The following is a 21,844-nucleotide window of genomic DNA, read 5'->3' as shown; positions in this document are numbered from 1 at the left end:
AAGACCATTAGGCGCGTGACCAGTTCAACATTGCGAAGAGCTTGATCCTGCACGCTGCTCCGCTCCCATCGTCTCCGAACGCAGGGAGAGGCCCACTGACGCTACGCTGACAACCTGAATAGCGTGAGTTTTCACGCCCACATCAATGAAATTTACGCAAGCCTAGCGATGGCCAATTTGACGAAGGTCAAGTTAAAGAGAGCGACTTGCTCTCTCGGCGCGGGCGCTCCCTTCAGGAGGTTAGACAATCCGGAGCGGGAGTTTTAATCTGCTGGCGATCTTCCTTACGGCCTGTGGTGTTCTGCCGAGGTGTCTTGAGACGGCGTGCACGCTCTTGCCTTCCAGGATGAGAGACCGTAGCTGGTCGATTTCCTCATTGCTCCATGGTGGAGCAGTGGGACGCTTTGGAGTTGGCAGTGTTAGCAATGTCAATGTCGCACTCCCTCTGACGCGGTCAACCAAGTTGAAAATATCGCCGAGGCTAAGGAAGCGGCGTGAGCTGGTAAGTCGTAACGATCGGTCGCTCTTCCCCCGCATCATAGTTCTGGCTGGCTATGGCTTGGATAGTTTCGCGGTGCCTGTGATAGGTCGCGCGAACGTCTTTCTGATCGGCGCCGTCCACCGTTGCACGATCGGCCAGCGCCCCCCATTCGATTTCGCAGAGCACTGGTCTGCTGCCGTCAAACATGGCGAACAGAATGCCCGAATGTTGGTCAACTACAATTTCTCCAGAAGGATCTGGCTGAAGCGGCATGGCAATCGATCCCCATTGAGCAATGCGCTACGCGCTGCTCCGCTCCCATCGGCTCTGATCGCAGGCAGAGGGTTGACCAGCGTTATGCCGAAAGATGTGAATAGCGTTGGTTCTCCAAGGATCTCCAAGCCCACATAAGGGTAGTTTACGTGGATGGGGCGGTGGTGAATCTGACCACGGTCAAGTTGTAGAGAACGACCGACTTAGGGGACTGGACCGCCGAAATACCTCCCCGCGCGCCACCAGCCCGAGCGCATATGCCAAAGTCCAATGCTCGCGTCGTCAATCCGCCGGCGAGCCACCCATTGCGCCGACGGAAGCCAGTCGCGGCTGCGCGTCACCGAAACTAACAGTGCACGGCATCGAAGCGCGGCGTCCTCGCCACCGCAAGGCTGTGAAGTTCAGCGACCTGCCCGATCGGCAGGAGCGCAATCGGCGATTGGCAGGAAGCCGGCCGAAGTGCGACCTATTCGACCCGTCCTGCTTCGCCTCGCGGACCGCATCGCAACGCGGCTCCGGACGAAGTGCAGGCCCGGCTCGTAGTGGACAGCAAAATTTCAGATGCCGCGCGTGAGTGACTGCGGTCGGCGCGGACATGCATCGAGCGCAGCAAGCTCGGATGACCAGCCGATTTTCTGCTCAGGCAAGACAACGATGAATGATTGTTTTGTTTGAGAAAGTGGAAGGCTAGATGCCAAGGATCCCCGGGGATAGATGCTCCGACCGCTCTGACAACAGCAATGCAACGAAGCACCATGATCGTGCGACGAATACCCATTTTCAGCCGGAGAAGCCCTGAGGTGCGACCTGCAAGTCATTGATTGTTCTTAGCCCGTCGCTATCTCTTAATCAGCGGGTCTCAGGTTCGAGCCTTGGTGCGCCCACCCTCCTCAGTAGATTGGCGTTTGTGGTCGTACGTCGCACACCGTGCGACGAGTTGTGATGTTCTGGGAGCCTTCTTAGCCGGATCCGACACACAGCGATTGTCCATGACCGAGACGGACGTCGGGACCGTCCGCGTCCGGTTTGAAGCGAAGTGCCGGCGCGGTCGAATCTGCTTGGTGTTAGGTCTGATAGCCGGCTGTGAGAATTGCACTCAGAGGGCCCGACCCGTTATCGGGCTGCGCTCTGCGACCGCACGGACGTTACCCGGCGTTCGCCTTCAATCCTGCGGCTTGGATACCTGCCACCGCACAAGCTTCATCGTTGTCGGATGTATCTCCGCTGACGCCGACGGCGCCGAGCAGCGTCGTGCCGTCCATGATCAGAACGCCGCCGGGGACCGGCACCAGCGCGCCCTTTGCGATGGTGTTCACGGCGTCGACGAAAAAGGCCTGCTCCTGCGCGCGCTGGTACAAGGCACGCGAGCCCATGCCCAGTGCGAGCGCGCCATAGGCCTTGCCGTGTGCGATCTCGGCGCGCATCAGGCTGGTGCCGTCCTGCGCCGCGGCGATCTTGAGCACCCCGCGGGCGTCGAGGATGGTGACGACCAGCGGCTTCAGCTTCAGCTCGGTGGATTTCGCGAAGGCAGCGTCGAGGATCTTGCGGGCGGTGTCGAGGGTGAGGTCAGCCATGGCTGGTTTCCTTTTCAACGGGAGAAGTGGAATTGGTCTCGGCACGATCAAGGCTCATCGCCAGCACGCGCGCGACGTGAAGCGCCTCGCGCTGGGCGCCGTCGTGGATCTGGTGCCGGCAAGAGGTGCCGTCGGCAACCACCAGCGTCGCCTGATCCGCGCGTCGCACGGCGGGCAGTAGCGACAGCTCGGCCATCTCGATCGAGGCGTCGTAGGTGTCCGCGCCATAGCCGAAGGCGCCGGCCATGCCGCAGCAGCTCGACTCGATGGTCTCGACCTTCAGACCGGGGACGAGGCGCAGCACTTGCTCGACAGGCTTGAAGGCGCCGAAGGATTTTTGATGGCAATGGCCGTGCACCACGGCCTTGTCGGCGATCGAGCCGAGCGGCAGCTGCAGCCGGCCGGCCTCGGCTTCGCGCACCAGGAATTCTTCGAAGGTCAGCGCGTGGGCACCGACGGCCTTGGCGTCGTTGTCATTGCGCAGCGAGGCGAGCTCGTCGCGCAGCGTCAAGAGGCAGCTTGGCTCGAGGCCGACGATCGGCACCCCGCGCGCGGCGAAGGGTGCGAAGGCGGCGACGAGCCGGTCGAGCTCGGACCTGGCTTCGTCGACGAGGCCCGCTGACAGGAAGGTGCGGCCGCAGCACAGCGGCCGGCTGCCGCTTGCAGGTTTCGGCAGGTGCACGCGATAGCCGCCCGCCGCAAGCACGCGCAACGCGGCCTCAAGGTTTTCGCGCTCATAGATGCGGTTGAAGGTGTCGGCGAACAGCACGACCTCGCGGCCGGTTTCCGGCCCGACGCTGTCCGCTGGCGGTGCAAACACGTCGCTGCGGAAGGCGGGCATAGCGCGGCGCGCGCTGATGCCGACAAAGCGCTCGAACAGCTTTCGCAGCAGCGGGCTGCGGTTGCGCAAATTGGCGAGCGGCGCGAAGCGCGACGCGAGGCCCGCATAGCGCGGCAGATAACCGACCAGCCGGTCACGCAGCGTCAGGCCATGCGAGGCCGCGCGCGCGGCGAGCACCTCGATCTTCATCTTGGCCATGTCGACGCCAACAGGGCATTCGTGGCGGCAGGCCTTGCAGGACACGCAGAGCTTTAACGTCTCCATCATCTCGTCGGAGGAGAGTGCGCCCGCGCCAAGCTGGCCGGAGATCGCGAGCCGCAGCGTGTTGGCGCGGCCTCGCGTCACGTCCTTCTCGTTGCGCGTCGCGCGGTAGGACGGGCACATCACGCCGCCTTCGAGCTTGCGGCAGGCGCCGTTGTTGTTGCACATCTCGACCGCGCCCTGAAACCCGCCGCCGGCCCCGGGATAAGCCGACCAGTCGAGTTTTGTCTTGAGCTCAGCGACGCGATAGTCGGGTTTGAAGCGGAACAGCGAGCGGTCGTCCATCCTGGGCGCATCGACGATCTTGCCGGGATTGAGCACGCCATCGGGGTCGAAGCGCTGCTTCACCTCGCGGAAGTCGGCGACGAGGCGCTCGCCGAACATCGTCGTGTGGAATTCGGAGCGCACCAGGCCGTCGCCGTGCTCGCCGGAATGCGAGCCCTTGTATTCGCGCACCAGTTCGAAGGCTTCCTCGGCGATGGCCCGCATCGCCTTGACGTCCTTCTCCAGCTTCAAATTCAGCACGGGCCGCACATGCAGGCAGCCCTCGGAGGCATGGGCGTACATCGTGCCGCTGGTGCCGTGCTTGGCGAACACCTCACTCAAGCGCGCGGTGTAGTCGGCGAGATGCGGCAGCGGTACGGCGCAGTCCTCGACAAAGGAGACCGGCTTGCCCTCCTGCTTCATCGACATCATGACGTTGAGGCCGGCGGCGCGGAAATCGGCGATCCCGCTCTGGAGCGCGGGCTCGGTGATTTCCACCACGCCGCCCCATTTGCGCTTGTCGTTGGTCCAGCCGAAGCCGAGATCGCCCATCAGCTCTCCGAGCTGCTTCAGACGTACGAGGTTGTCCGCCTGGTCCTCCTCGGCGAATTCGACCACCAGCACCGCATCCGGATCGCCCTTGACGGCAGCAGAGATGATCGGCTGGAACATCGCGATGTCGCGGCCGAGCGCCAGCATGGTGCGATCAACCAGCTCGACCGCGATCGGCTTGAGCTTGACCAGATGCTGGGCGGCGTCCATCGCCTCGTAAAAACTGCCGAAATGGCAGATGCCGAGCGCCTTGTTGCGGATCACGGGCCACAGCTTCAGCTCGACCTTGGTGGTGAAGGCAAGCGTGCCCTCGGAGCCGACGAGAAGGTGCGCCATGTTGTTGCGCGCATTGCGCGGCACCAGCGCATCGATATTGTAGCCGCCGACACGGCGCTGCACCTTTGGGAAGCGCGCCGCGATCTCCTCGGCCTCGCGGGCGCCGAGATCGAACATGTCGCGGAACAGGGCGCGCGCGCTGTCGTTCGCATCGAGATCAGAGAGATCGCGCGACACCTCGCCGTAACGGTTCAGTGTGCCGTCCGCGAGCGCAGCCTCCATCGAGAGCGTGTTGTCGCGCATGGTGCCGTAGCGCAAGCTGCGGCCGCCGCAGGAATTGTTGCCGGCCATGCCGCCGATGGTGGCGCGCGACGCGGTGGAGACGTCGACCGGAAACCAGAGGCCGTGCTTTCGGAGCTGGCGGTTGAGGTCGTCGAGCACGATGCCGGGCTCGACCACGCAGGTGCGCCCTTCGACGTCGAGCGACAGGATCCGGTTCAAATGTTTTGAGAGATCGACAACGAGGCCGTCATTGACGGTCTGGCCGCATTGCGAGGTGCCGCCGCCGCGCGGCGTGACCTTCCGTCCGTCGTCCCGGGCGATCGCCAGCGCCCGCAAGGCCTCGTCCATGGTCTTGGGCACGACCACGCCCGCGGGCATGATCTGATAGAACGAGGCGTCGGTGGCGTAGCGGCCGCGGCTGAAACCGTCGAACAGGACGTCGCCGGTCATTTCCGCGCGCAGGCGCCGTTCGAGCGAGGAGGCGTTGGTCATCCCTGGTCCCGGACTGATCCAGCGAGGCGGGTGGCCGGGCTGGAGTATTCATTCTTGTTCCGACCGATTATATTATGAATTCAAAATGAGCAAGCCGATTGCCCTCAGGGCGAGGTCGGAGCGTCCTCTTGGGCCTCGGTCAGGTGCTCGATCGCGGCCGTCCGCTTGTTGCGCAGGTGCTGGAACAGGATGTCGCTGAGCTCGCTCGCGGCACGGCGGCGCAGCGCATCGAGGATGGCCTCGTGCTCGCGCATCGCTTCCGCCCAGCGCTGCCGCTTGCGGGCGAAATTGGCGGAGTAGCGGACGCGCCGGATCCGCCCCGCAAAGTTGGCGTAGGCGGTCTTCAGCGTCTCGTTGCGCGCGGCCGCGACGATGCTCTCGTGGATGCGTTGGTTGATCTGGAAATAGCCGTGCATGTCGCGATGCAGATAGTGGCCGTACATCTCGTAATGCAGCTGCTCGATCGCGGTGATTTCCGCATCCGTAATGGCTTCGCAGGCAAGCCGCCCGGCCAGGCTTTCCAGCCCCGCCATCACGTCGAACAACTCCTCGAGGTCGCGCTGGCTGAGCTGGCGGACCCGCGCGCCGCGGTTGGGCAGGAGCTCGATCAGCCCCTCGGCGGCGAGCACCTTTAAGGCTTCGCGCAGCGGTGTGCGGGAGATGCCGAACATCTCGCAGAGCTGCCGCTCGGGAACGCGGGCGCCATCGGGAATGTTGCCCTCGACCACGTAGTCGCGCAGCCGCAGCAGGATCTCGCCATGAAGCGAGGCCTCCTGGCGGTCACTGCCATTGCCGGCGGGCGGGGCAATCGGAACCCCGGTGTCGGGAATCGTGGATTTCATTTGCAGCACAGTAGTTTGCCTGTTTGGTCGCGTCGATCTCCACAATCGAATACCAAAAATCGGTTGAAAGTACAAAAAATGAATGCAAAATAGGCCGTGGAGCCGGCCAGAATCCGCCGATAGGGAGGTTTTCATGCATCAGGGACGCCATTTCCTTCAGATTCCGGGCCCCAGCCCGGTCCCCGAGCGCGTCCTGCGCGCCATGGACATGCCTGTCATCGACCACCGGAGCGCGGAATTCGGCGAGCTCGGTCGGGCTGTGCTCGAGGGCAGCCAGAAAATCTTCCAGACCGCCGGCCCGGTGGTGATCTTCCCCTCGTCGGGGACTGGCGCCTGGGAGGCCGCGATCGTCAACACGCTGTCGCCGGGCGACAAGGTGCTGATGGTCGAGACCGGCCATTTCGCCACCCTGTGGCGTCAGATGGCGGGGCGGTTCGGCATCGAGGTCGATTTCGTTCCTGGCGACTGGCGCCGCGGCGCCGATCCGGCCGTGATCGAGGCAAGACTGACTGATGACACAGCGCGCGCGATCAAGGCCGTGATGGTCGTGCACAACGAGACCTCGACCGGGGCGACCAGCCGCATCGCCGAGATCCGCGCTGCGATCGACCGCACCGGCCATCCGGCGCTGCTGATGGTCGACACCATCTCCTCGCTCGGCTCGGTCGACTACCGCCACGACGAGTGGAAGGTCGACGTCAGCGTGAGCTGCTCGCAGAAGGGGTTCATGCTGCCGCCCGGCCTTGGCTTCAACGCGATCTCCGAGAAGGCGCGCACTGCTGCGAAGACCAACAGGATGCCGCGCTCCTATTTCGACTGGGAGGAGATGCTCAAGCCCAACGCAAACGGCTTCTTCCCCTACACGCCGGCGACCAATCTGCTCTACGGTCTGCGCGAGGCGATCGCGATGCTGCTCGAAGAGGGGCTCGACAACGTCTTCGCGCGGCATCAGCGGCTGGCGGCTGCGACCCGTGCCGCCGTCAATCATTGGGGCCTCGAGATCCTCTGTCAGGAGCCTGCCGAGTTCTCGCCCGTGCTCACGGCAGTGCTGATGCCGCCCGGCCATGACGCCGACCAGTTCCGCAAGATCGCGCTCGACAATTACAACATGTCGCTCGGCTCGGGCCTGTCGAAGGTCGCCGGAAAAGTCTTCCGCATCGGCCATCTCGGCGAATGCAACGCGCTGACGCTGCTCGGTGCGCTCACCGGCGTGGAGATGGGCCTATCGGTCGCGGGCGTACCGCACCGCTCCGGCGGCGTCGATGCGGCGATGAAGCTGCTGGAGCAGCGCCCGCAGGGCAATGCGTCGCCGCATCTGAAAGTGGTCGGCACTTAAACCGCGCGGGACACGCGGACGGCAACCACAAAAGATAATCACGGAGGGGTGGAGATGAAAATTCGGTTCAAGGCCACGCATGTCGTGCTGGCGATGCTCTGTGCGATGTATTTCATCACCTATGTCGACCGGGTGAACATCGGCACTGCGGCGAGCGAGATCCAGAAGGAGCTGGGTCTGTCGAACACCCAGCTTGGCCTCGTGTTCTCCGCCTTCGCCTATCCCTATCTGCTGTTCCAGGTGATCGGGGGCTGGGTTGGCGATCGTTTCGGGCCGCGCAAGACGCTGTTCTGGTGCGGCATGATCTGGGCGGTGGCCACCATCTCGACCGGCTTCGTGCATGGCCTTGCCGCGCTGTTCGTCGCGCGTTTCGCGCTCGGCTTCGGTGAGGGCGCGACCTTTCCGACCGCGACGCGTGCCATGCAATACTGGACGCCGGCGAACCGCCGCGGATTTGCGCAAGGGCTGACCCATTCCTTCGCCCGGCTCGGCAATGCCGTGACGCCGCCGGTGGTGGCGCTGCTGATCCTCTGGCTGACCTGGCGCGGCGCGTTCGTCGTGCTCGGCTTCGTCAGCCTGATCTGGGGCGTCATCTGGGTCTGGTATTTCCGCAACGAGCCGAAGGAGCACGCCTCCATTACCGAGGCCGAGCTCGCCGCACTGCCGCCGCGCCCGACCGGCGAGCGGCCGCAGGTGCCATGGGGCCCGCTATTGGGGCGGATGTGGCCGGTGACGCTGACCTATTTCTGCTACGGCTGGTGCCTGTGGCTCTATCTCAACTGGCTGCCGCTGTTCTTCAAGAACAACTACAATCTCGACATCAAGAATTCGGCGCTGTTCGCTTCCGGCGTGTTCTTTGCCGGCGTGATCGGCGACAGCGTCGGCGGCGTGCTCTCGGATAAGATCCTCGACCGCACCGGCAATGTCCGCCTGGCGCGGCTGAGCGTCACCGTTACGGGATTTGCGGGGGCGCTGCTCTCGCTGTTTCCGATCCTGTTCGTCCACGACATCACGATCGTCGCGTTGTGCCTGTCGGCCGGCTTCTTCTGCGCCGAGCTGGTGATCGGCCCGATGTGGTCGATCCCGATGGACATCGCCCCGAAACATTCCGGCACCGCCTCGGGACTCATGAACACCGGCTCGGCCTTTGCCGCCATCGTATCCCCGCTGGTCGCGGGCTTCGTGATCGACGCGACCGGCAATTGGTACCTGCCGTTCCTGATGTCGATGGGGCTGTTGCTGCTCGGCGGCTTTTCCGCCTTCCTGATGCATCCGGAGCGTCCGTTCACGGAGGCCGAGGGGGCCTGCCGTCCGGCAAGGTGGTGGCTGCGGAGTAGGGCGGCCGCCAGCCGGTTATGCATGGGAGGCGCCTTTAGGAGAGGGGACAAGCCGGTCAAATGGTGCTATTCGGCGGCCATCAAAATCAAGGCAAGACCGGGAAGGACGCCGATGACCGTGCATACTGGAAGGCATTTCCTACAGATTCCAGGACCGACCAACGTGCCCGACCGGGTGCTGCGGGCGATGGACATGCCGACGCTGGACCATCGCGGTCCGGAGTTCGCCGAGCTCGGTTTCGCCGTGCTCGCGGGAATGCAGCGGGTGTTCCGCACCAAGCAGCCCGTGATCATCTTCCCCTCGTCCGGCACCGGCGCCTGGGAAGCTGCGATGGTCAACGTGCTCGCGCCCGGCGACAAGGTGCTGATGTGCGAGACCGGCCAGTTCGCCGTGCTGTGGCGCGGCATCGCCGACAAGTTCAAGCTCGACGTCGACTTCATCCCGAGCGACTGGCGCCATGGCGCCGACCTCGGCGAGATCGAGCAGCGCCTTGTCGCCGACAAGCAGCACGCGATCAAGGCGGTCTGCGTCGTGCACAACGAGACTTCGACCGGCTGCGTGACGCCGCCGCTGGAGGTGCGCAAGCTGCTCGACCGCGTCAAGCATCCGGCGCTGCTGATGGTCGACACCATCTCCGGCCTCGGCTCGATGGAGTATGAGCACGATTCCTGGGGCATCGACGTCTCTGTCGCCGGCTCGCAGAAGGGCCTGATGCTGCCGCCGGGCCTCGGCTTCAACGCCGTCTCGGAGAAGGCGCTCGCCGTGGCGAAGGCCAACCCCGGCATGCGTTCCTATTGGGACTGGCAGGAGGTCATCGGCTTCAACAAGCTCGGCACCTTCCCCTATACGCCCGCGACCAATTTGCTCTATGGCCTGCGCGAAGCGGTCAAGATGCTGGAAGAAGAAGGGCTCGAGAACGCCTGGACCCGCCACAAGCGCCACAGCGCGGCGACGCGTGCCGCGGTCAAGGTCTGGGGTCTGGAGACGCAGTGCGCCGACCCTGCCGCGCATTCGCCGGCGCTGACCGGCGTGCGCGTGCCGGACGGACATGACGCCGATGCCTTCCGCAAGGTGGTGCTTGAAAACTTCGACATGTCGCTCGGCACCGGCCTGAACAAGGTCAAGGGCAAGGTGTTCCGCATCGGCCATATCGGCCATTTCAACGATCTGATGCTGATGGGCACGCTCGCCGGCGTCGAGATGGGCCTCGATCTTGCAAAGATTCCGCACCGGAGCGGCGGCGTATTGGCGGCCATGGACGTCCTGAAGGGACGCGACGTGGTGCCGATGGCCAAGGCTCAGGTCGCCTGAACTAACTTAGAGAAAAGAGAGCGCGCGATGAACGCACCGACGACTGCCAATGAAGACCTGCTCTACTCCGTCACGGACGGCATCGCGCGGATCACCTTCAACCGCCCGCAGGCGCGCAACGCACTGACCTTCGCCATGTACGAGCGCATGGCGGAGATCTGCCTGGAGATCAATGCCGACCGTTCGATCAAGGCGCTGATCCTGACCGGCGCCGGCGACAAGGCGTTCGCCTCCGGCACCGACATTTCTCAATTTCGTGCGTTCAAAACCGCGCAGGATGCGCTCGACTACGAGGCGAGGATCGACCGCGTGCTCGGCACGCTCGAGCAGTGCCGCGTGCCCGTGATCGCGGCGATCGCCGGGGCTTGCACCGGCGGCGGCGCCGGAATTGCGGCCTGCTGCGACCTCCGCATCGGGACTGAAGCGACGCGCATCGGCTTTCCGATCGCGCGCACGCTCGGCAACTGCCTGTCGATGTCCAATATCAGCCGCGTCGTCTCGCTGGTCGGCCCCGCCCGCACCAAGGATCTGATCTTCAAGGCGCGCCTCGTCGAGGCGCCGGAAGCGCTGGCGCTCGGCCTGCTCAACGAAATCGTGCCCGACGTCGAGACGCTGCAGCGCCGCGCCGACGAGACCGCCAAGCTCGTGGCAAGCCACGCCCCGCTCACGCTGGAAGCGACCAAGGAGGCGGTGCGCCGCATCCGCCGCACGCTGTCGCGCGAAGAGGGCGAGGATCTGATCCTCAAGGCCTATATGAGCGAAGATTTCCGCGAGGGAATGGACGCCTTCCTCAACAAGCGCACGCCGAACTGGAAGGGCAAGTAGCGCGGGAACCTTGCTTTTTTGCGCCGCTCCAGATGCGGCGCGAAAGTCGGAAGCGATTGCTGACGTCAATCGTCAGCCGTTCGGCGCGTCCACCATTGTCACAGATCTTTCAAACGGTTCCGCCTCCCGGAACTGCAATTGCGTGCGTGCGCGCCTGCGCGTTCACGTTGACGGCACGACAAGCTCGGGCTTAAGATCGTGGAGGTTGCATGATGCCGTATCGCATTTTTCGGGCCGGCAGGCCGGCCAGCAGGTGATTTTGAGTCCCGTCGAATTGAGTGACGTGAGTTGTGTGCGTTCTGACCGACCGTGCTGCCAACCTGATGTCATTGAACTGAAATTGAACTGAAAAAGTAGTGAACTAGGTTTCAACGACGCGAGCCGCGCCAGAATTTCCATTGCTGCTGACCATCCCGACGCCAGGCGCGGCCTTGCGAACACGCCAAAGCTCTTAAGCCCATAGCCATAATCCAAGACCCCTTAAGCCAGACTCCTAAGTCAAGACCGTTTGAGTCTCGTCTGATTTCTCAGACCGATTAGTCACGTCGCCGCACCCTCTGCGGCGGCGCCTTCATGGTAACGCAGGCAGGGATTTTTCATGACCAATCACACGCCGGTTTTCACCTCGTCATCCGCGACGGGCAGCTTCACCGAATTTGCCAATCTGGACGATTCAACCACGCTGCACACGCTGTCCGGGACGATGAGCTTCAAGGACAGCGACAAGACCGACACCCATACGACGGCCGCGACGCTGCATTCCGCGGTGCTGTCCAGCGGAACGATCATCCCGGCGGCCTCGCTTGCGCATTTTCAGACTGCGATGCAATCGCAGATTCTGAGCGATTCAAACGGTAACGGCCAGCTCAAATGGAGTTTCAGCGACCAGGACCAGGATTTCGATTTCTTGTCCAAGAACCAGACGCTGGTCCTGACTTACGACGTCAAGGTCTCCGACAATCACGGCGGCTTCGCCATCCAGACCGTCAAGATCACCGTGACAGGCACCGACGACAAGCCGGTGATCAACATGACGACGGCCGCGACCGTCACCGAGCAGACCAACCAGACGCTGTCGCTTTCACCCGACACGGTTCACGTCGCGCTCAACTTCACCGACGACGATCTCACCAACACCGGGCATACCGCGACCGTGATCGGCGTATCCGCCTCCGGCGCCACCGCAGGCCTCTTGCCCGGTTCGCTCGGCGACGCCGAGTTGATGGCGTTCTACCACGTCGACAACGTCCTCAAGACTTCCGGCTCCTCGACCGGCACCATCAACACCACCTTCTCGGCGCCCGATCTCGCCTTCGACTATCTCGCGGCGGGCCAGCATCTCGACATCACCTACACGGTGCAGCTCGACGACCACGCCGGCGGAATCTCGACGCAGACGGTCACGGTGACCGTGGTCGGCAGCAACGACAAGCCGATCTTCCTGTCGTGCCCGGAATCGGCCGCGCTCGTCGAGGATCACAATGTCGATCCGACCGGCAATCTCACCGCGCATGACAGCCTGTTCTTCACCGACATCGATCTCGCCGACACGCATTCCGTCTCGACGACCGTTACGGCGACCCGTTCGGGCGGCGGTTCGATACCCCTGACGAATGCGCAATTGCTGGCCGCGTTCGCCACCGGGCTTCATGATTCGACAGGTCATCTGATCGGTGAGGTCGACTGGAATTTCGCGCTGGCCAATTCCTCGACCAATTTCCTCAACGGCGGCGAGACGCTCAAGCTCGTCTATCACGTTGCGGTCGACGACGGTCACGGCGGCTCCACCACGCAGGACGTCACCATCACGGTCCTCGGGGTCAATCATCCCGTCGTGATCACCAGCGGTCCGGAATCATCCACCGTGGCCGAGCAGGACGCCACCACGGGCTCTTCTGTGCCCGATACGACGCCGACGATACCGGCGGGCACGCTCGCCTTCACCGACCAGGACACCAGCGACACGCATGCCGTGACGGTGACGCTCGGCTCGACTTCGGGGCCGACGCCGCCGGCCGCGACGCAGGCCGATCTCGCCGCCGCGCTGACGACGACGCTGCACGATTCCACGGGCAGCGGCACCGGCAGCATCGACTGGAATTTCGCGCTTGCCGACAAGGATCTCGACTATCTCGCGTTCAACGAGACGCTGACGGTGAACTACAACATCAAAATTGCCGACGGCTCGACCAGCTCGACGCAGACCGTATCCGTCGTCATCACCGGCGCCAACGACGCGCCGGTCATCACCAGCGGGCCGGGATCCGCTTCGCTGTCCGAGCAGGCGGGCGTGACCGGATCGCAATCGCCGGACACCACGAGCCCGGTGCCGACGGGAACGCTCGCTTTCAACGACGCCGATCTGTCGGATGCGCATTCGGTCAGCGTGGTGATGGATTCGGCGGTGTGGTCGGCCAATACTTTTGCCGTCCCCGGGCAGACGCTGGTCGATCTCCAGTCGGCGCTCTCCACGGTGCTGCATGATTCCACGGGGACCGGAATCGGCAACGTTGACTGGACCTTCAGTATCGCCGATGCCGATCTCGACTTCCTCAGCGTCGGCGAGACGCTGACGGTGCAATATGACGTCAACGTCTGGGACGGCTTCACCAATTCGACCCAGACCGTCACCGTCACGATCGATGGCGCGGCCGATCCGCTGGTCCTGGCACCACTCACCATTGCGGCGTCCGATACGGCAGGCCCGGATGCAGGCACGGGAATCGCAACCGGCGCCATCTTCGACATCACCCAGCCGGTCGATTTGAGCACGCCGCGGACCATCACCGAGGTCAACGGCAGCACCGCCAATGTCGGCCATTCGGTGGCCGGCGCGCATGGAACGCTGGTGCTCAACGCCGACGGCTCCTATGGCTATGTCGCGGATTCGTCGGTCGACGCGCTGCACGCCGGCGACAACGTCACCGACCAGTTTACCTTCACGGTCGATGACGGCCAGGGCCATCAGGCCTCGACCACGCTGTCCTTCGACATCACCGGCGCCAACGACAATCCGCTGGTCACGGCGGCGAATGTCAGCGGATCGGTCACCGAGGACGCCGGCCCGCCGGTGATCCTCAATGGCGATTTCGAGACCGGCAATTTCGCCAATTGGACGGTGAGCGGCAGCCACATCCACGTCGCCCAGCTCGAGTTCGGCGGCAGCTTCGGCCACTATTCGGTCGAGCTCCTGCCGACGAGCGGCCCGGAATCGTTGTCGCAGAACGTCACGACGGCGCCCGGCCAGCATTATTTCGTCAGCTTCGACGTCGTCGGCGATCCCGAGGGCGTCAACACGCCGTTCTCGGTCTCGTGGGACGGCGCGACGATCCTGTCGCTCGGTCACGTGCCGGCCGGCGTCAATCATTATTCGTTCGATCTCCTCGGCGACGCCTCGCTGTCGTCGACGCAGCTGCTGTTCTCCTATGAGGACGATGCCACCGGCATGATCCTGGATTCCGTCAACGTCAGTCCGGCGACGGGACCCGCGACCGAATCCACGGCGGGGGCGCTGTCGTTCTCCGACGCCGAGACGGCGGATACGCACAGTGCGAGCTTCCTGCCGAACGGCAGCGGTTATGTCGGCACGTTCTCGCTCGATCCGGTCAGCGAGGCCGGGGGTACCGGATCCGTGGCCTGGCACTACACGGTGAACAATGCCGACATCCAGTTCCTGGCGCAGGGGCAGACGCTGACGCAGGATTATTTCGTGACGATTGCCGACAACAATGGCGGGTCGACCACGCAGGACGTCACCGTCACCATCAACGGCACCAACGACGCGCCGACCGCGGTGAGCGAGAGCGTGATCACCGATGTCGGCACCAGTGCATCGGTGCAGATCCCCAATTGGGCGCTCGCCTTGAACGACACCGACCCCGACACCATCGACCATCTTTCGCTCGGCAATATCACGGCGAGCTCCGGCGGCAGTGCCGTCAAGTTCGGGGATGCCTTCTTCAGCGATGACGCGACGCTCGGCGGTTCGTTCAGCTACACGACCTTCGACGGGACGACGACCTCGTCCAACACCGCAACCGCCACGGTTATCAACAACGCGGCCAACGCAACCGCGCTGACCGGCACCGGCGCCGACGACATCCTGATTGCCACCAACGGGACCGAGACGATGAGCGGCGGCGGCGGCAGCGATGTCCTGATCGCCACGATTAGCGGCAATGCCATGAGCGGCGGCGGTGGCAACGACACCTTCGCCTTCCTGCAGCAGCCGACCGGCCTGAGCGTGGTCGGCGATTTCAACAACACCACCGAGCACGACCATATTGCCGTCTCCGCGAGCGGTTTCGGTGGCGGGTTGGCGGCAGGGATGGACGTGACGTTCGAGACCTCCGGCGACAATGCGTTCTCGGGCTTCTCCCAATTCCATTTCGATACGGGAAACCAGACGCTCTACTACAGCGCCGACGGGACCCAAGGCGCGGCGGTCGCCGTGGTCAGCGTCCAGAGCGGCGTGCTGCTCAACCAGCACGACATACTGGTGGTGTAAACCGCAGCCGACGGGCTCGAAAGCCGAGGCGCGGGCCCCGAAAGGGGCCCGCTTTTTTGCGTCCTGCCAATCTCAGTCCAAAGTCATAAGGGGGATGACATCGGATGGCTTGAACTCGGCCGCATTCGCCAGCACAATGGGCGCTGAATTCACTTCTGAATTTCCAATCCGAACAAGAACATAGGCTATAACTTGGGGAGGACGCGCGTGGGACATGGAATGAAGGCCGCGGTCGTGCTGGCGGCTACGCTTTGCAGCGCGCCGGCCTTTGCCGGCTGGGAACCGACCAAGCCGGTCGAGATCGTGGTGGCGGCGGGCGCGGGCGGCGCCTCCGACCAGATGGCCCGGATGATGCAGGCTGCGATCCAGAAGAACAATCTGATGAAGCAGCCGATCGTGGTCTCGCTCAAGGGCGGCGCGTCGGGTGCGGAAGCGCTGATGTACATGAAGTCCAGCGAGGGCGATCCCAACAAGGTGCTGATCGCCTATTCGCTGATCTACATGCTGCCGCTGTCGGCGAAGATTCCGTTCAACTGGCGTGAGCTGACCCCGGTTTCGGTGATCGCGCTCGACCAGTTCGTGCTGTGGGACAACAGCGCGGGTCCCAAGACGGTGAAGGAATTCGTCGCCGCCGCGAAGGCTGCGAGCGCGCCGTTCAAGATGGGCGGCACCGGCTCCAAGCGCGAGGACCACGTTCTGACCGTGTTCCTCGAGCAGAAGACCGGTGCGAAGTTCTCCTATCTGCCCTACAAGTCCGGCGGCGAGGCCGCGACCCAGCTCGTCGGCAACCACACCGAATCCAACGTCAACAATCCATCCGAAAATCTCGAAGTCTGGCGCGCGGGCCAGGTGCGTCCGCTCTGCGTGTTCGACAAGGAGCGAATCTCCTACACCAGCAAGGTGACGGACACGCAGTCCTGGGCCGACATCCCGACCTGCAAGGAGGAGGGCGTCGACGTGCAGTATCTGATGCTGCGCGCGACGTTCCTGCCCGGCAAGGTCACGGCCGAGCAGCAGGCGTTCTTTGTCGAGCTGTTCCACAAGGTGACACAGACCGCGGAATACAAGGACTACATGGAAAAGCAGGCGTTGAAGCCGATCTTCCTCACCGGCAAGGACATGGTGCAATTCCTCGAGGAGGACGATGCAGTCAACAAGTCGCTGATGACGGAAGCGGGTTTCGTCGCGAAGTAATCACATCCTCCACGTCATGCCCCGCGAAGGCGGGGCATCCAGTATTGCACAGAGCTCGACGAAAGACGGCTCTGCACGGCGTACTGGATCATCCGCTCGCGTACGCAATTGCGCGTTAGGCGGACGGTGACAGCGCAACCTGACCTGGCAACTCATGTCCCAAATCGATCTTGAAATCGTCGTCGACGATCCGACCGCGCCCGAAGACGACTCGCCTTCCGTCGTCTCCTCCGGCACGATCGAGATATTCGTCTGCCTCCTGTTGCTCGCGCTGGCCGCCACGCTCGGCTACGACAATTGGCGCACCGGCGCCTCCTGGGATTCGACCGGGCCGGAGCCCGGCTATTTCCCGTTCTATCTCTCCGCCATTCTCGGCGGCGGCAGCCTCTACGGCCTGATCGCGGCGCTGGTCGCGCACCGCGCGGCACCCGAAACCTTCGTCACGCGCGCGCAAACCCGCCGCGTGATGGCGGTGTTCGTGCCGACGCTGCTGTTCTGCCTGGCGACGCAGTTTCTCGGCCTCTACGTCGCGAGCTTCCTGCTGATCGCAGGATTCATGCGCCTCGTCGGCAAGATCGCGCTGTGGAAGTCGCTGCTCACCGCTGTTGTGTTCACGGCGATCATGTTCGTCACCTTCGACGTCGCCTTCGACGTCATCATGCCGAAAGGGCCGCTCGAAGCGGCCTTCGGTTACTAGGCGGACCCGCGATGGAAGCTTTCGGCCTCTTGCTTCACGGCTTCGCCGTCCTGCTGACGTGGAAGACGCTCGCGCTGATGATGGTCGGGCTGGTGCTCGGCATCTTCGTCGGCGTGCTGCCCGGGCTCGGCGGCCCCAACGGCGTTGCGATCCTGCTGCCGCTCACCTTCACGATGGATCCGACCTCGGCGATCGTGATGCTGTCCTGCATCTACTGGGGCGCGCTGTTCGGCGGCGCGATCACCTCGATCCTGTTCAACATTCCGGGCGAAGCCTGGTCGGTCGCGACCACTTTCGACGGCTATCCGATGGCCCAGCAGGGCAGGGCGGCGGAGGCGCTGACCGCGGCGTTCACGTCCTCCTTCATCGGCTCGCTGGTCGCGGTGCTCCTGATCACCTTCCTCGCCCCGATGATCTCGTCCTTTGCGTTGAAGTTCGGCCCGCCGGAATTCTTTGCGGTTTATCTGCTGACGTTCTGCTCCTTCGTCGGCCTGGGCCGCGAGGCCAAGCACAAGACTGTCATCTCGATGTCGCTGGGGCTCCTGCTTGCGGGCGTCGGCATGGATACCGTGTCGGGGCAGTTGCGCATGACCTTCGGCTCGGCCGAACTCTTGCGCGGCATCAACTTCCTCGTCGCCGTCATCGGCCTGTTCGGCATCAGCGAGATCCTGCTGACGATGGAGGAGCGGCTGGCGCTACGCGGACATGCGGCAAGCATTTCGCTGCGCGTCGTGCTGAGCGTGTGGAAGGACCTGCCGAAATACTGGGTGACGCTGCTGCGCTCCTCCTTCATCGGCTGCTGGCTCGGCATCACACCGGGCGGCGCGATCGCGGCGTCCTTCATGGGCTACAATCTCGCCAAGCGTTTTTCCAAGGATCCGGAGAGTTTTGGCAAGGGCCGGATCGAAGGCGTGTTCGCGCCGGAAACGGCGGCACATGCCTCCGGCACCGCGGCGCTGCTGCCGATGCTGGCGCTCGGCATTCCCGGCTCCGGCACCGCTGCGATCCTGCTCGGCGGCTTGATGGTGTGGGGGCTCAATCCGGGGCCGCTGCTGTTCGTCGAGCACAAGGACTTCGTCTGGGGCCTGATCGCGTCGATGTATCTCGGCAATGTCGTCGGCCTCGTGCTGGTGCTGACGACGGTGCCGATCTTCGCCTCGATCCTGCGCGTGCCGTTCGCCGCGGTGGCGCCGATGATCGTGGTGTCCTGCGCGATCGGCGCCTACGCGATCCAGAACGCCATGTTCGACATCTGGCTGATGCTCGGCTTCGGCGTCGTCGGCTACGTCTTCAAGAAGATCGGCATTCCCTTGGCGCCGTTCACCCTCGCGCTTGTCCTCGGCAACCGCGCCGAGGATGCCTTCCGCCTGTCGATGATCGGCTCCGGCGGTGACCTCAAGGTGTTCTGGTCGAACGGCCTGGTCGGCTCGATCACGACGCTGGCGATCACGCTGCTGTTTTGGCCTGTGATCGACGGCTTGCTTGCTCGTGTCGGATTGACGCAGGCGGGCAAGCCGGTGCCGCGCTAGGCGTAATCGCCCCTGGGATTGAAATACATAGGGGTGATGTCGTCCTTTCGAGAACGCCCGGATGGTGCGCGCACGCCTTCCGCGCGCGACCGTGCGCTTGCATCCCGCAAACGACTGATCTTCGTTCGCACGACGCGGAGCGATGCGCTCTTCCCTGGTGTCGCGGCACCTGAGCGACTGCTTCGCGAACAGCTTCTGCGAGTCGAAAGCCCGGCGGTCACGCCGGGCTTTTGCGTTCTTGGCGTGAGAACAGTCAGGCCCCGTGACGCTTTCTCGCTCTTGTCAGCAAAGTTAATCGGGATCACTATGCAAGCATAGATAGAAGTTTATTGATCTATTTTTTTGGAGGACGTCATGGCTATTGAACACTATCGAGCCCGGAAAGGCGCCGAGATTTCACACGCGGTCGCGGCCGCAGCCGCCGGAGGCTACACCATCGAAGTTCAGTTTCTGGGCGGACTGACAGATAAACAAAAGGCCGCTTTCAAGCTTGCGGCAAATCGTTGGACGCACGCCATCGTCGGAGATTTGCCTGACGTCACGGTCGGTGGCGAAAGGATCAACAATCTTCGTATCACGGCGCAAGGCACTGACATCGACGGTCCCGGCAATGTTCTCGGCCAGGCGGGGCCGAACCGCTTGCGGCCAAAGAATGCGGGGGCCGCTGCGTTCCTGCCGGCGACAGGCGACATGCAATTCGACACGGCCGATCTCGCTGCCATGGAGGCCGACGGCACCCTGAACGACGTCATCACACACGAGATGGGGCATGTGATCGGTATCGGCACGATCTGGACGAACAAGAAATTGTTGAAAGGCGCCCACACCAACAATCCGACATTCAACGGTGCCAACGCCATGCGCGAATACGGCAAGCTTCGCGGTTCCGCGACGCCGCTGCCTGTGCCCGTCGAAAACACCGGTGGTGAAGGGACGGTGGACTCGCATTGGCGCGACACTGTGTTCGGCGCAGAGTTGATGACCGGTTTCGTCAATGAAGGCGGCAATCCGATGAGCCGGTTGACGATCGCCAGCTTGCAGGATCTCGGCTATCAGGTGAATATGGAGGTTGCCCAAGCGTATCACCTGCCTGATCATCTCCATATGGCCGAGGCGGGACTTGCTGCCGCGCATGCCGAAAAGGCAAGAGGCATCGTGCTCCGGCGGATTCCAATCACGTTGCCCGAGGAAAGCCTCGGCGCTTAGGCCAAGGCTTTGCGGCCAAGGCTTTGCCGAGCAAGGCTCCTGGCGAAGTTCAGGGGGGATCATGGAGGGCATGAAGCGACCGGAAGCGATTGTGCTTCCAGATTCGTCACTGATCCCGTCGGACTGCCTGATCTCGCCGCCGCCCAACCAGTTCACCCACGAGGTGGCGAGATCGCAGCCATTCTATGCCTCGCGTGACCTGCCGAGCGGACCACCGGCCGGACAATTCGAGGCGGGAGCCAAGGTCGTTCTGCTCTATCATGATGGCGGAGAGCTTTGTCGGGTTGTCGACGCGGCCGGCCACTATGTCGACACGCGCTTCGACGGGTTGCGCAAGATCTAGACGACTGCGCAAGCAGTTGATGCCAGGCCGATCGTGATGTCCACGACGACGCGGATTCGAAAGGCCGGCCGCCGAGACGCGGCCGTTCTTTCACACCACCTTGGCGTCCCGGAGCTTGGCGATCTCGTCGGCGCCGAAGCCGAACTCCTTCAGCACCTCGTCGGTCTGCTCGCCGAACTCCGGTGGCCGCGCCACCATCCTGCTCGGTGTGCGCGACAGCGTCACGGGCTGGCCGACCAGGCGGATGTCGCGATCCTCGTCGTTCGGCACCTCCTGCGCGATGCCGAGATGCTTGACCTGCGCGTCCTCGAACATCTGGTCGATGGCGTAGATCGGCCCGCAGGGCACGCCGGCCTCGTTGAGTTCACTGACCCAGGTCTCGGTCGACTTCGTCAAGGTACGCTTCTCGATCTCGGCGTTGAGCGCGTCGCGGTTCTTGGAGCGCGCCGGCGCAGTCGTATAATCAGGATGGCTGTAGAGTTCCGGCGCGCCGATCGCCTGCGCGCAGCGCTCCCAGATCCGGCCGCCTGTCGTGGCGATGTTGATGTAGCCGTCCGAGGTCCTGAACACGCCGGTCGGGATGCTGGTCGGGTGGTTGTTGCCGGCCTGCTTTGCCACTTCCTTCTCCATCAGCCAGCGTGCGGCCTGGAAGTCGAGCATGAAGATCTGGGCCTGGAGCAGCGAGGTCTGCACCCACTGGCCCTTGCCCGAAACCTCGCGCTCCAGCAGTGCGGTGAGGATGCCCATGGCACAGAACAGGCCCGCCGTGAGGTCGGCGACGGGAATGCCGACCCGCATCGGGCCCTCGCCCGGCGCGCCGGTGATCGACATCAGCCCGCCCATGCCTTGCGCGATCTGATCGAAGCCCGGCCGCTTGTGATAGGGCCCGTCCTGGCCGAAGCCGGAGATGCTGCCATAGACGATGCGCGGATTGATCTTGGCAAGGCTCTCATAGTCGATACCGAGCTTCTTCTTCACGTCGGGCCGGAAATTCTCCACCACCACGTCGGCCTTGGCGGCGAGGCGCTTGAACACGGCAAGCCCGCGCTCGTCCTTCAGGTTCAGCGTCATCGCCCGCTTGTTGCGATGCAAATTCTGGAAATCGGACCCCCTTCGCGGCCCGCCCGGCTGCTCGCCGCCGGAATCCTCGGTCAGCGCGTCGATCTTGATCACGGTGGCGCCCCAGTCCGCGAGCTGCCGCACGCAGGTGGGCCCGGACCGGACGCGGGTCAGATCGAGCACGGTGAAGCGCGACAGGGCTTCGGAGGCATGCGGGATGGGCATTTTCGGACAAACTCCGGGCCAGTGTGGGTGGGCATCTTCTGATCGGGCAAATCCAGCAGAAGTTCAATGGCATGGCTGTTATACAGCCGTAATTATCATTATCCGGTGTTGCAACATCGGATGTATCGCCCTCCAT

Annotated in this window: 14 protein-coding genes and 1 pseudogene; 10 read left to right on the top strand and 5 right to left on the bottom strand. The window is 63.6% G+C overall.

What is annotated here, in order from left to right; genetic code table 11:
- Window positions 1-481 precede the first annotated feature (481 nt).
- From QCM77_RS03135 to QCM77_RS03120, 4 genes are all read right to left on the bottom strand, one after another.
- Window positions 482-754 (bottom strand): DUF1488 family protein, encoded by a 273-nt coding sequence (locus QCM77_RS03135; protein ID WP_279662990.1) that lies wholly within the window; start codon window positions 752-754, stop codon window positions 482-484.
- Window positions 755-1,899: 1,145 nt separating this feature from the next.
- Window positions 1,900-2,328, bottom strand: a complete 429-nt coding sequence (locus QCM77_RS03130) for a GlcG/HbpS family heme-binding protein (RefSeq protein WP_279681980.1) — start codon at window positions 2,326-2,328, stop codon at window positions 1,900-1,902.
- Window positions 2,321-5,296: an FAD-binding and (Fe-S)-binding domain-containing protein gene (locus QCM77_RS03125; protein WP_279681978.1), complete on the bottom strand. Its 2,976-nt coding sequence runs from the start codon at window positions 5,294-5,296 to the stop codon at window positions 2,321-2,323. The genes QCM77_RS03130 and QCM77_RS03125 overlap by 8 nt, the downstream gene beginning before the upstream one ends.
- 104 nt (window positions 5,297-5,400) lie before the next feature.
- Window positions 5,401-6,138: a GntR family transcriptional regulator gene (locus tag QCM77_RS03120; RefSeq protein ID WP_279681976.1), complete on the bottom strand. Its 738-nt coding sequence runs from the start codon at window positions 6,136-6,138 to the stop codon at window positions 5,401-5,403.
- 133 nt (window positions 6,139-6,271) lie between these two features.
- Between QCM77_RS03120 and QCM77_RS03115 the strand changes: the two genes are divergently transcribed.
- The 10 genes and pseudogenes from QCM77_RS03115 to QCM77_RS03070 all read left to right on the top strand — a co-directional run bounded on the left by QCM77_RS03115 (window position 6,272) and on the right by QCM77_RS03070 (window position 20,424).
- A complete protein-coding gene (locus QCM77_RS03115; RefSeq protein WP_462804286.1) occupies window positions 6,272-7,474 on the top strand; it encodes a pyridoxal-phosphate-dependent aminotransferase family protein in 1,203 nt (400 codons plus the stop codon).
- Between the two features lie 54 nt (window positions 7,475-7,528).
- Window positions 7,529-8,811, top strand: a pseudogene (locus QCM77_RS03110) (MFS transporter).
- Between the two features lie 112 nt (window positions 8,812-8,923).
- Window positions 8,924-10,123 carry a pyridoxal-phosphate-dependent aminotransferase family protein gene (locus QCM77_RS03105; RefSeq protein ID WP_279681974.1) on the top strand — a complete coding sequence of 400 codons (1,200 nt, stop codon included), beginning with the start codon at window positions 8,924-8,926 and terminating at the stop codon, window positions 10,121-10,123.
- 27 nt (window positions 10,124-10,150) lie between these two features.
- Window positions 10,151-10,948, top strand: coding sequence for an enoyl-CoA hydratase/isomerase family protein (locus QCM77_RS03100; RefSeq protein WP_279662997.1), 798 nt, complete (start codon window positions 10,151-10,153; stop codon window positions 10,946-10,948).
- A gap of 598 nt (window positions 10,949-11,546) precedes the next feature.
- A complete protein-coding gene (locus QCM77_RS03095; RefSeq protein WP_279681973.1) occupies window positions 11,547-15,455 on the top strand; it encodes a VCBS domain-containing protein in 3,909 nt (1,302 codons plus the stop codon).
- 219 nt (window positions 15,456-15,674) lie between these two features.
- Window positions 15,675-16,649, top strand: coding sequence for a Bug family tripartite tricarboxylate transporter substrate binding protein (locus QCM77_RS03090; protein ID WP_279681971.1), 975 nt, complete (start codon window positions 15,675-15,677; stop codon window positions 16,647-16,649).
- Between the two features lie 154 nt (window positions 16,650-16,803).
- On the top strand, window positions 16,804-17,346 hold the full coding sequence (locus tag QCM77_RS03085) for a tripartite tricarboxylate transporter TctB family protein (protein ID WP_279681969.1): 543 nt from the start codon (window positions 16,804-16,806) through the stop codon (window positions 17,344-17,346).
- Window positions 17,347-17,357: 11 nt separating this feature from the next.
- The gene (locus tag QCM77_RS03080) at window positions 17,358-18,875 is read left to right on the top strand and encodes a tripartite tricarboxylate transporter permease (RefSeq protein ID WP_279681967.1); all 1,518 of its coding nucleotides are present in this window, start codon (window positions 17,358-17,360) and stop codon (window positions 18,873-18,875) included.
- Window positions 18,876-19,217: 342 nt separating this feature from the next.
- The gene (locus QCM77_RS03075; protein ID WP_279681966.1) at window positions 19,218-20,081 is read left to right on the top strand and encodes a leishmanolysin-related zinc metalloendopeptidase; all 864 of its coding nucleotides are present in this window, start codon (window positions 19,218-19,220) and stop codon (window positions 20,079-20,081) included.
- Between the two features lie 70 nt (window positions 20,082-20,151).
- Window positions 20,152-20,424 (top strand): hypothetical protein, encoded by a 273-nt coding sequence (locus QCM77_RS03070; protein WP_279681964.1) that lies wholly within the window; start codon window positions 20,152-20,154, stop codon window positions 20,422-20,424.
- A gap of 90 nt (window positions 20,425-20,514) precedes the next feature.
- Here QCM77_RS03070 and QCM77_RS03065 read toward each other — a convergent pair whose 3' ends face one another.
- Window positions 20,515-21,708 (bottom strand): CaiB/BaiF CoA transferase family protein, encoded by a 1,194-nt coding sequence (locus QCM77_RS03065; RefSeq protein WP_279681962.1) that lies wholly within the window; start codon window positions 21,706-21,708, stop codon window positions 20,515-20,517.
- Window positions 21,709-21,844: the final 136 nt, after the last annotated feature.

This window comes from Bradyrhizobium nivariense, assembly GCF_029846695.2.
In the GTDB taxonomy this organism is placed as follows: Bacteria; Pseudomonadota; Alphaproteobacteria; order Rhizobiales; family Xanthobacteraceae; genus Bradyrhizobium.
This window is presented reverse-complemented; position numbering and strand designations above follow the sequence as displayed.

Bases quoted from the DNA above. Each gene is read 5' to 3' on its own strand.
- QCM77_RS03135 (WP_279662990.1), bottom strand. From the start codon at position 754: ATGCCGCTTCAGCCAGATCCTTCTGGAGAAATTGTAGTTGACCAACAT.
- QCM77_RS03130 (WP_279681980.1), bottom strand. From the start codon at position 2,328: ATGGCTGACCTCACCCTCGACACCGCCCGCAAGATCCTCGACGCTGCC.
- QCM77_RS03125 (WP_279681978.1), bottom strand. From the start codon at position 5,296: ATGACCAACGCCTCCTCGCTCGAACGGCGCCTGCGCGCGGAAATGACC.
- QCM77_RS03120 (WP_279681976.1), bottom strand. From the start codon at position 6,138: ATGAAATCCACGATTCCCGACACCGGGGTTCCGATTGCCCCGCCCGCC.
- QCM77_RS03115 (WP_462804286.1), top strand. From the start codon at position 6,272: ATGCATCAGGGACGCCATTTCCTTCAGATTCCGGGCCCCAGCCCGGTC.
- QCM77_RS03105 (WP_279681974.1), top strand. From the start codon at position 8,924: ATGACCGTGCATACTGGAAGGCATTTCCTACAGATTCCAGGACCGACC.
- QCM77_RS03100 (WP_279662997.1), top strand. From the start codon at position 10,151: ATGAACGCACCGACGACTGCCAATGAAGACCTGCTCTACTCCGTCACG.
- QCM77_RS03095 (WP_279681973.1), top strand. From the start codon at position 11,547: ATGACCAATCACACGCCGGTTTTCACCTCGTCATCCGCGACGGGCAGC.
- QCM77_RS03090 (WP_279681971.1), top strand. From the start codon at position 15,675: ATGAAGGCCGCGGTCGTGCTGGCGGCTACGCTTTGCAGCGCGCCGGCC.
- QCM77_RS03085 (WP_279681969.1), top strand. From the start codon at position 16,804: ATGTCCCAAATCGATCTTGAAATCGTCGTCGACGATCCGACCGCGCCC.
- QCM77_RS03080 (WP_279681967.1), top strand. From the start codon at position 17,358: ATGGAAGCTTTCGGCCTCTTGCTTCACGGCTTCGCCGTCCTGCTGACG.
- QCM77_RS03070 (WP_279681964.1), top strand. From the start codon at position 20,152: ATGAAGCGACCGGAAGCGATTGTGCTTCCAGATTCGTCACTGATCCCG.
- QCM77_RS03065 (WP_279681962.1), bottom strand. From the start codon at position 21,708: ATGCCCATCCCGCATGCCTCCGAAGCCCTGTCGCGCTTCACCGTGCTC.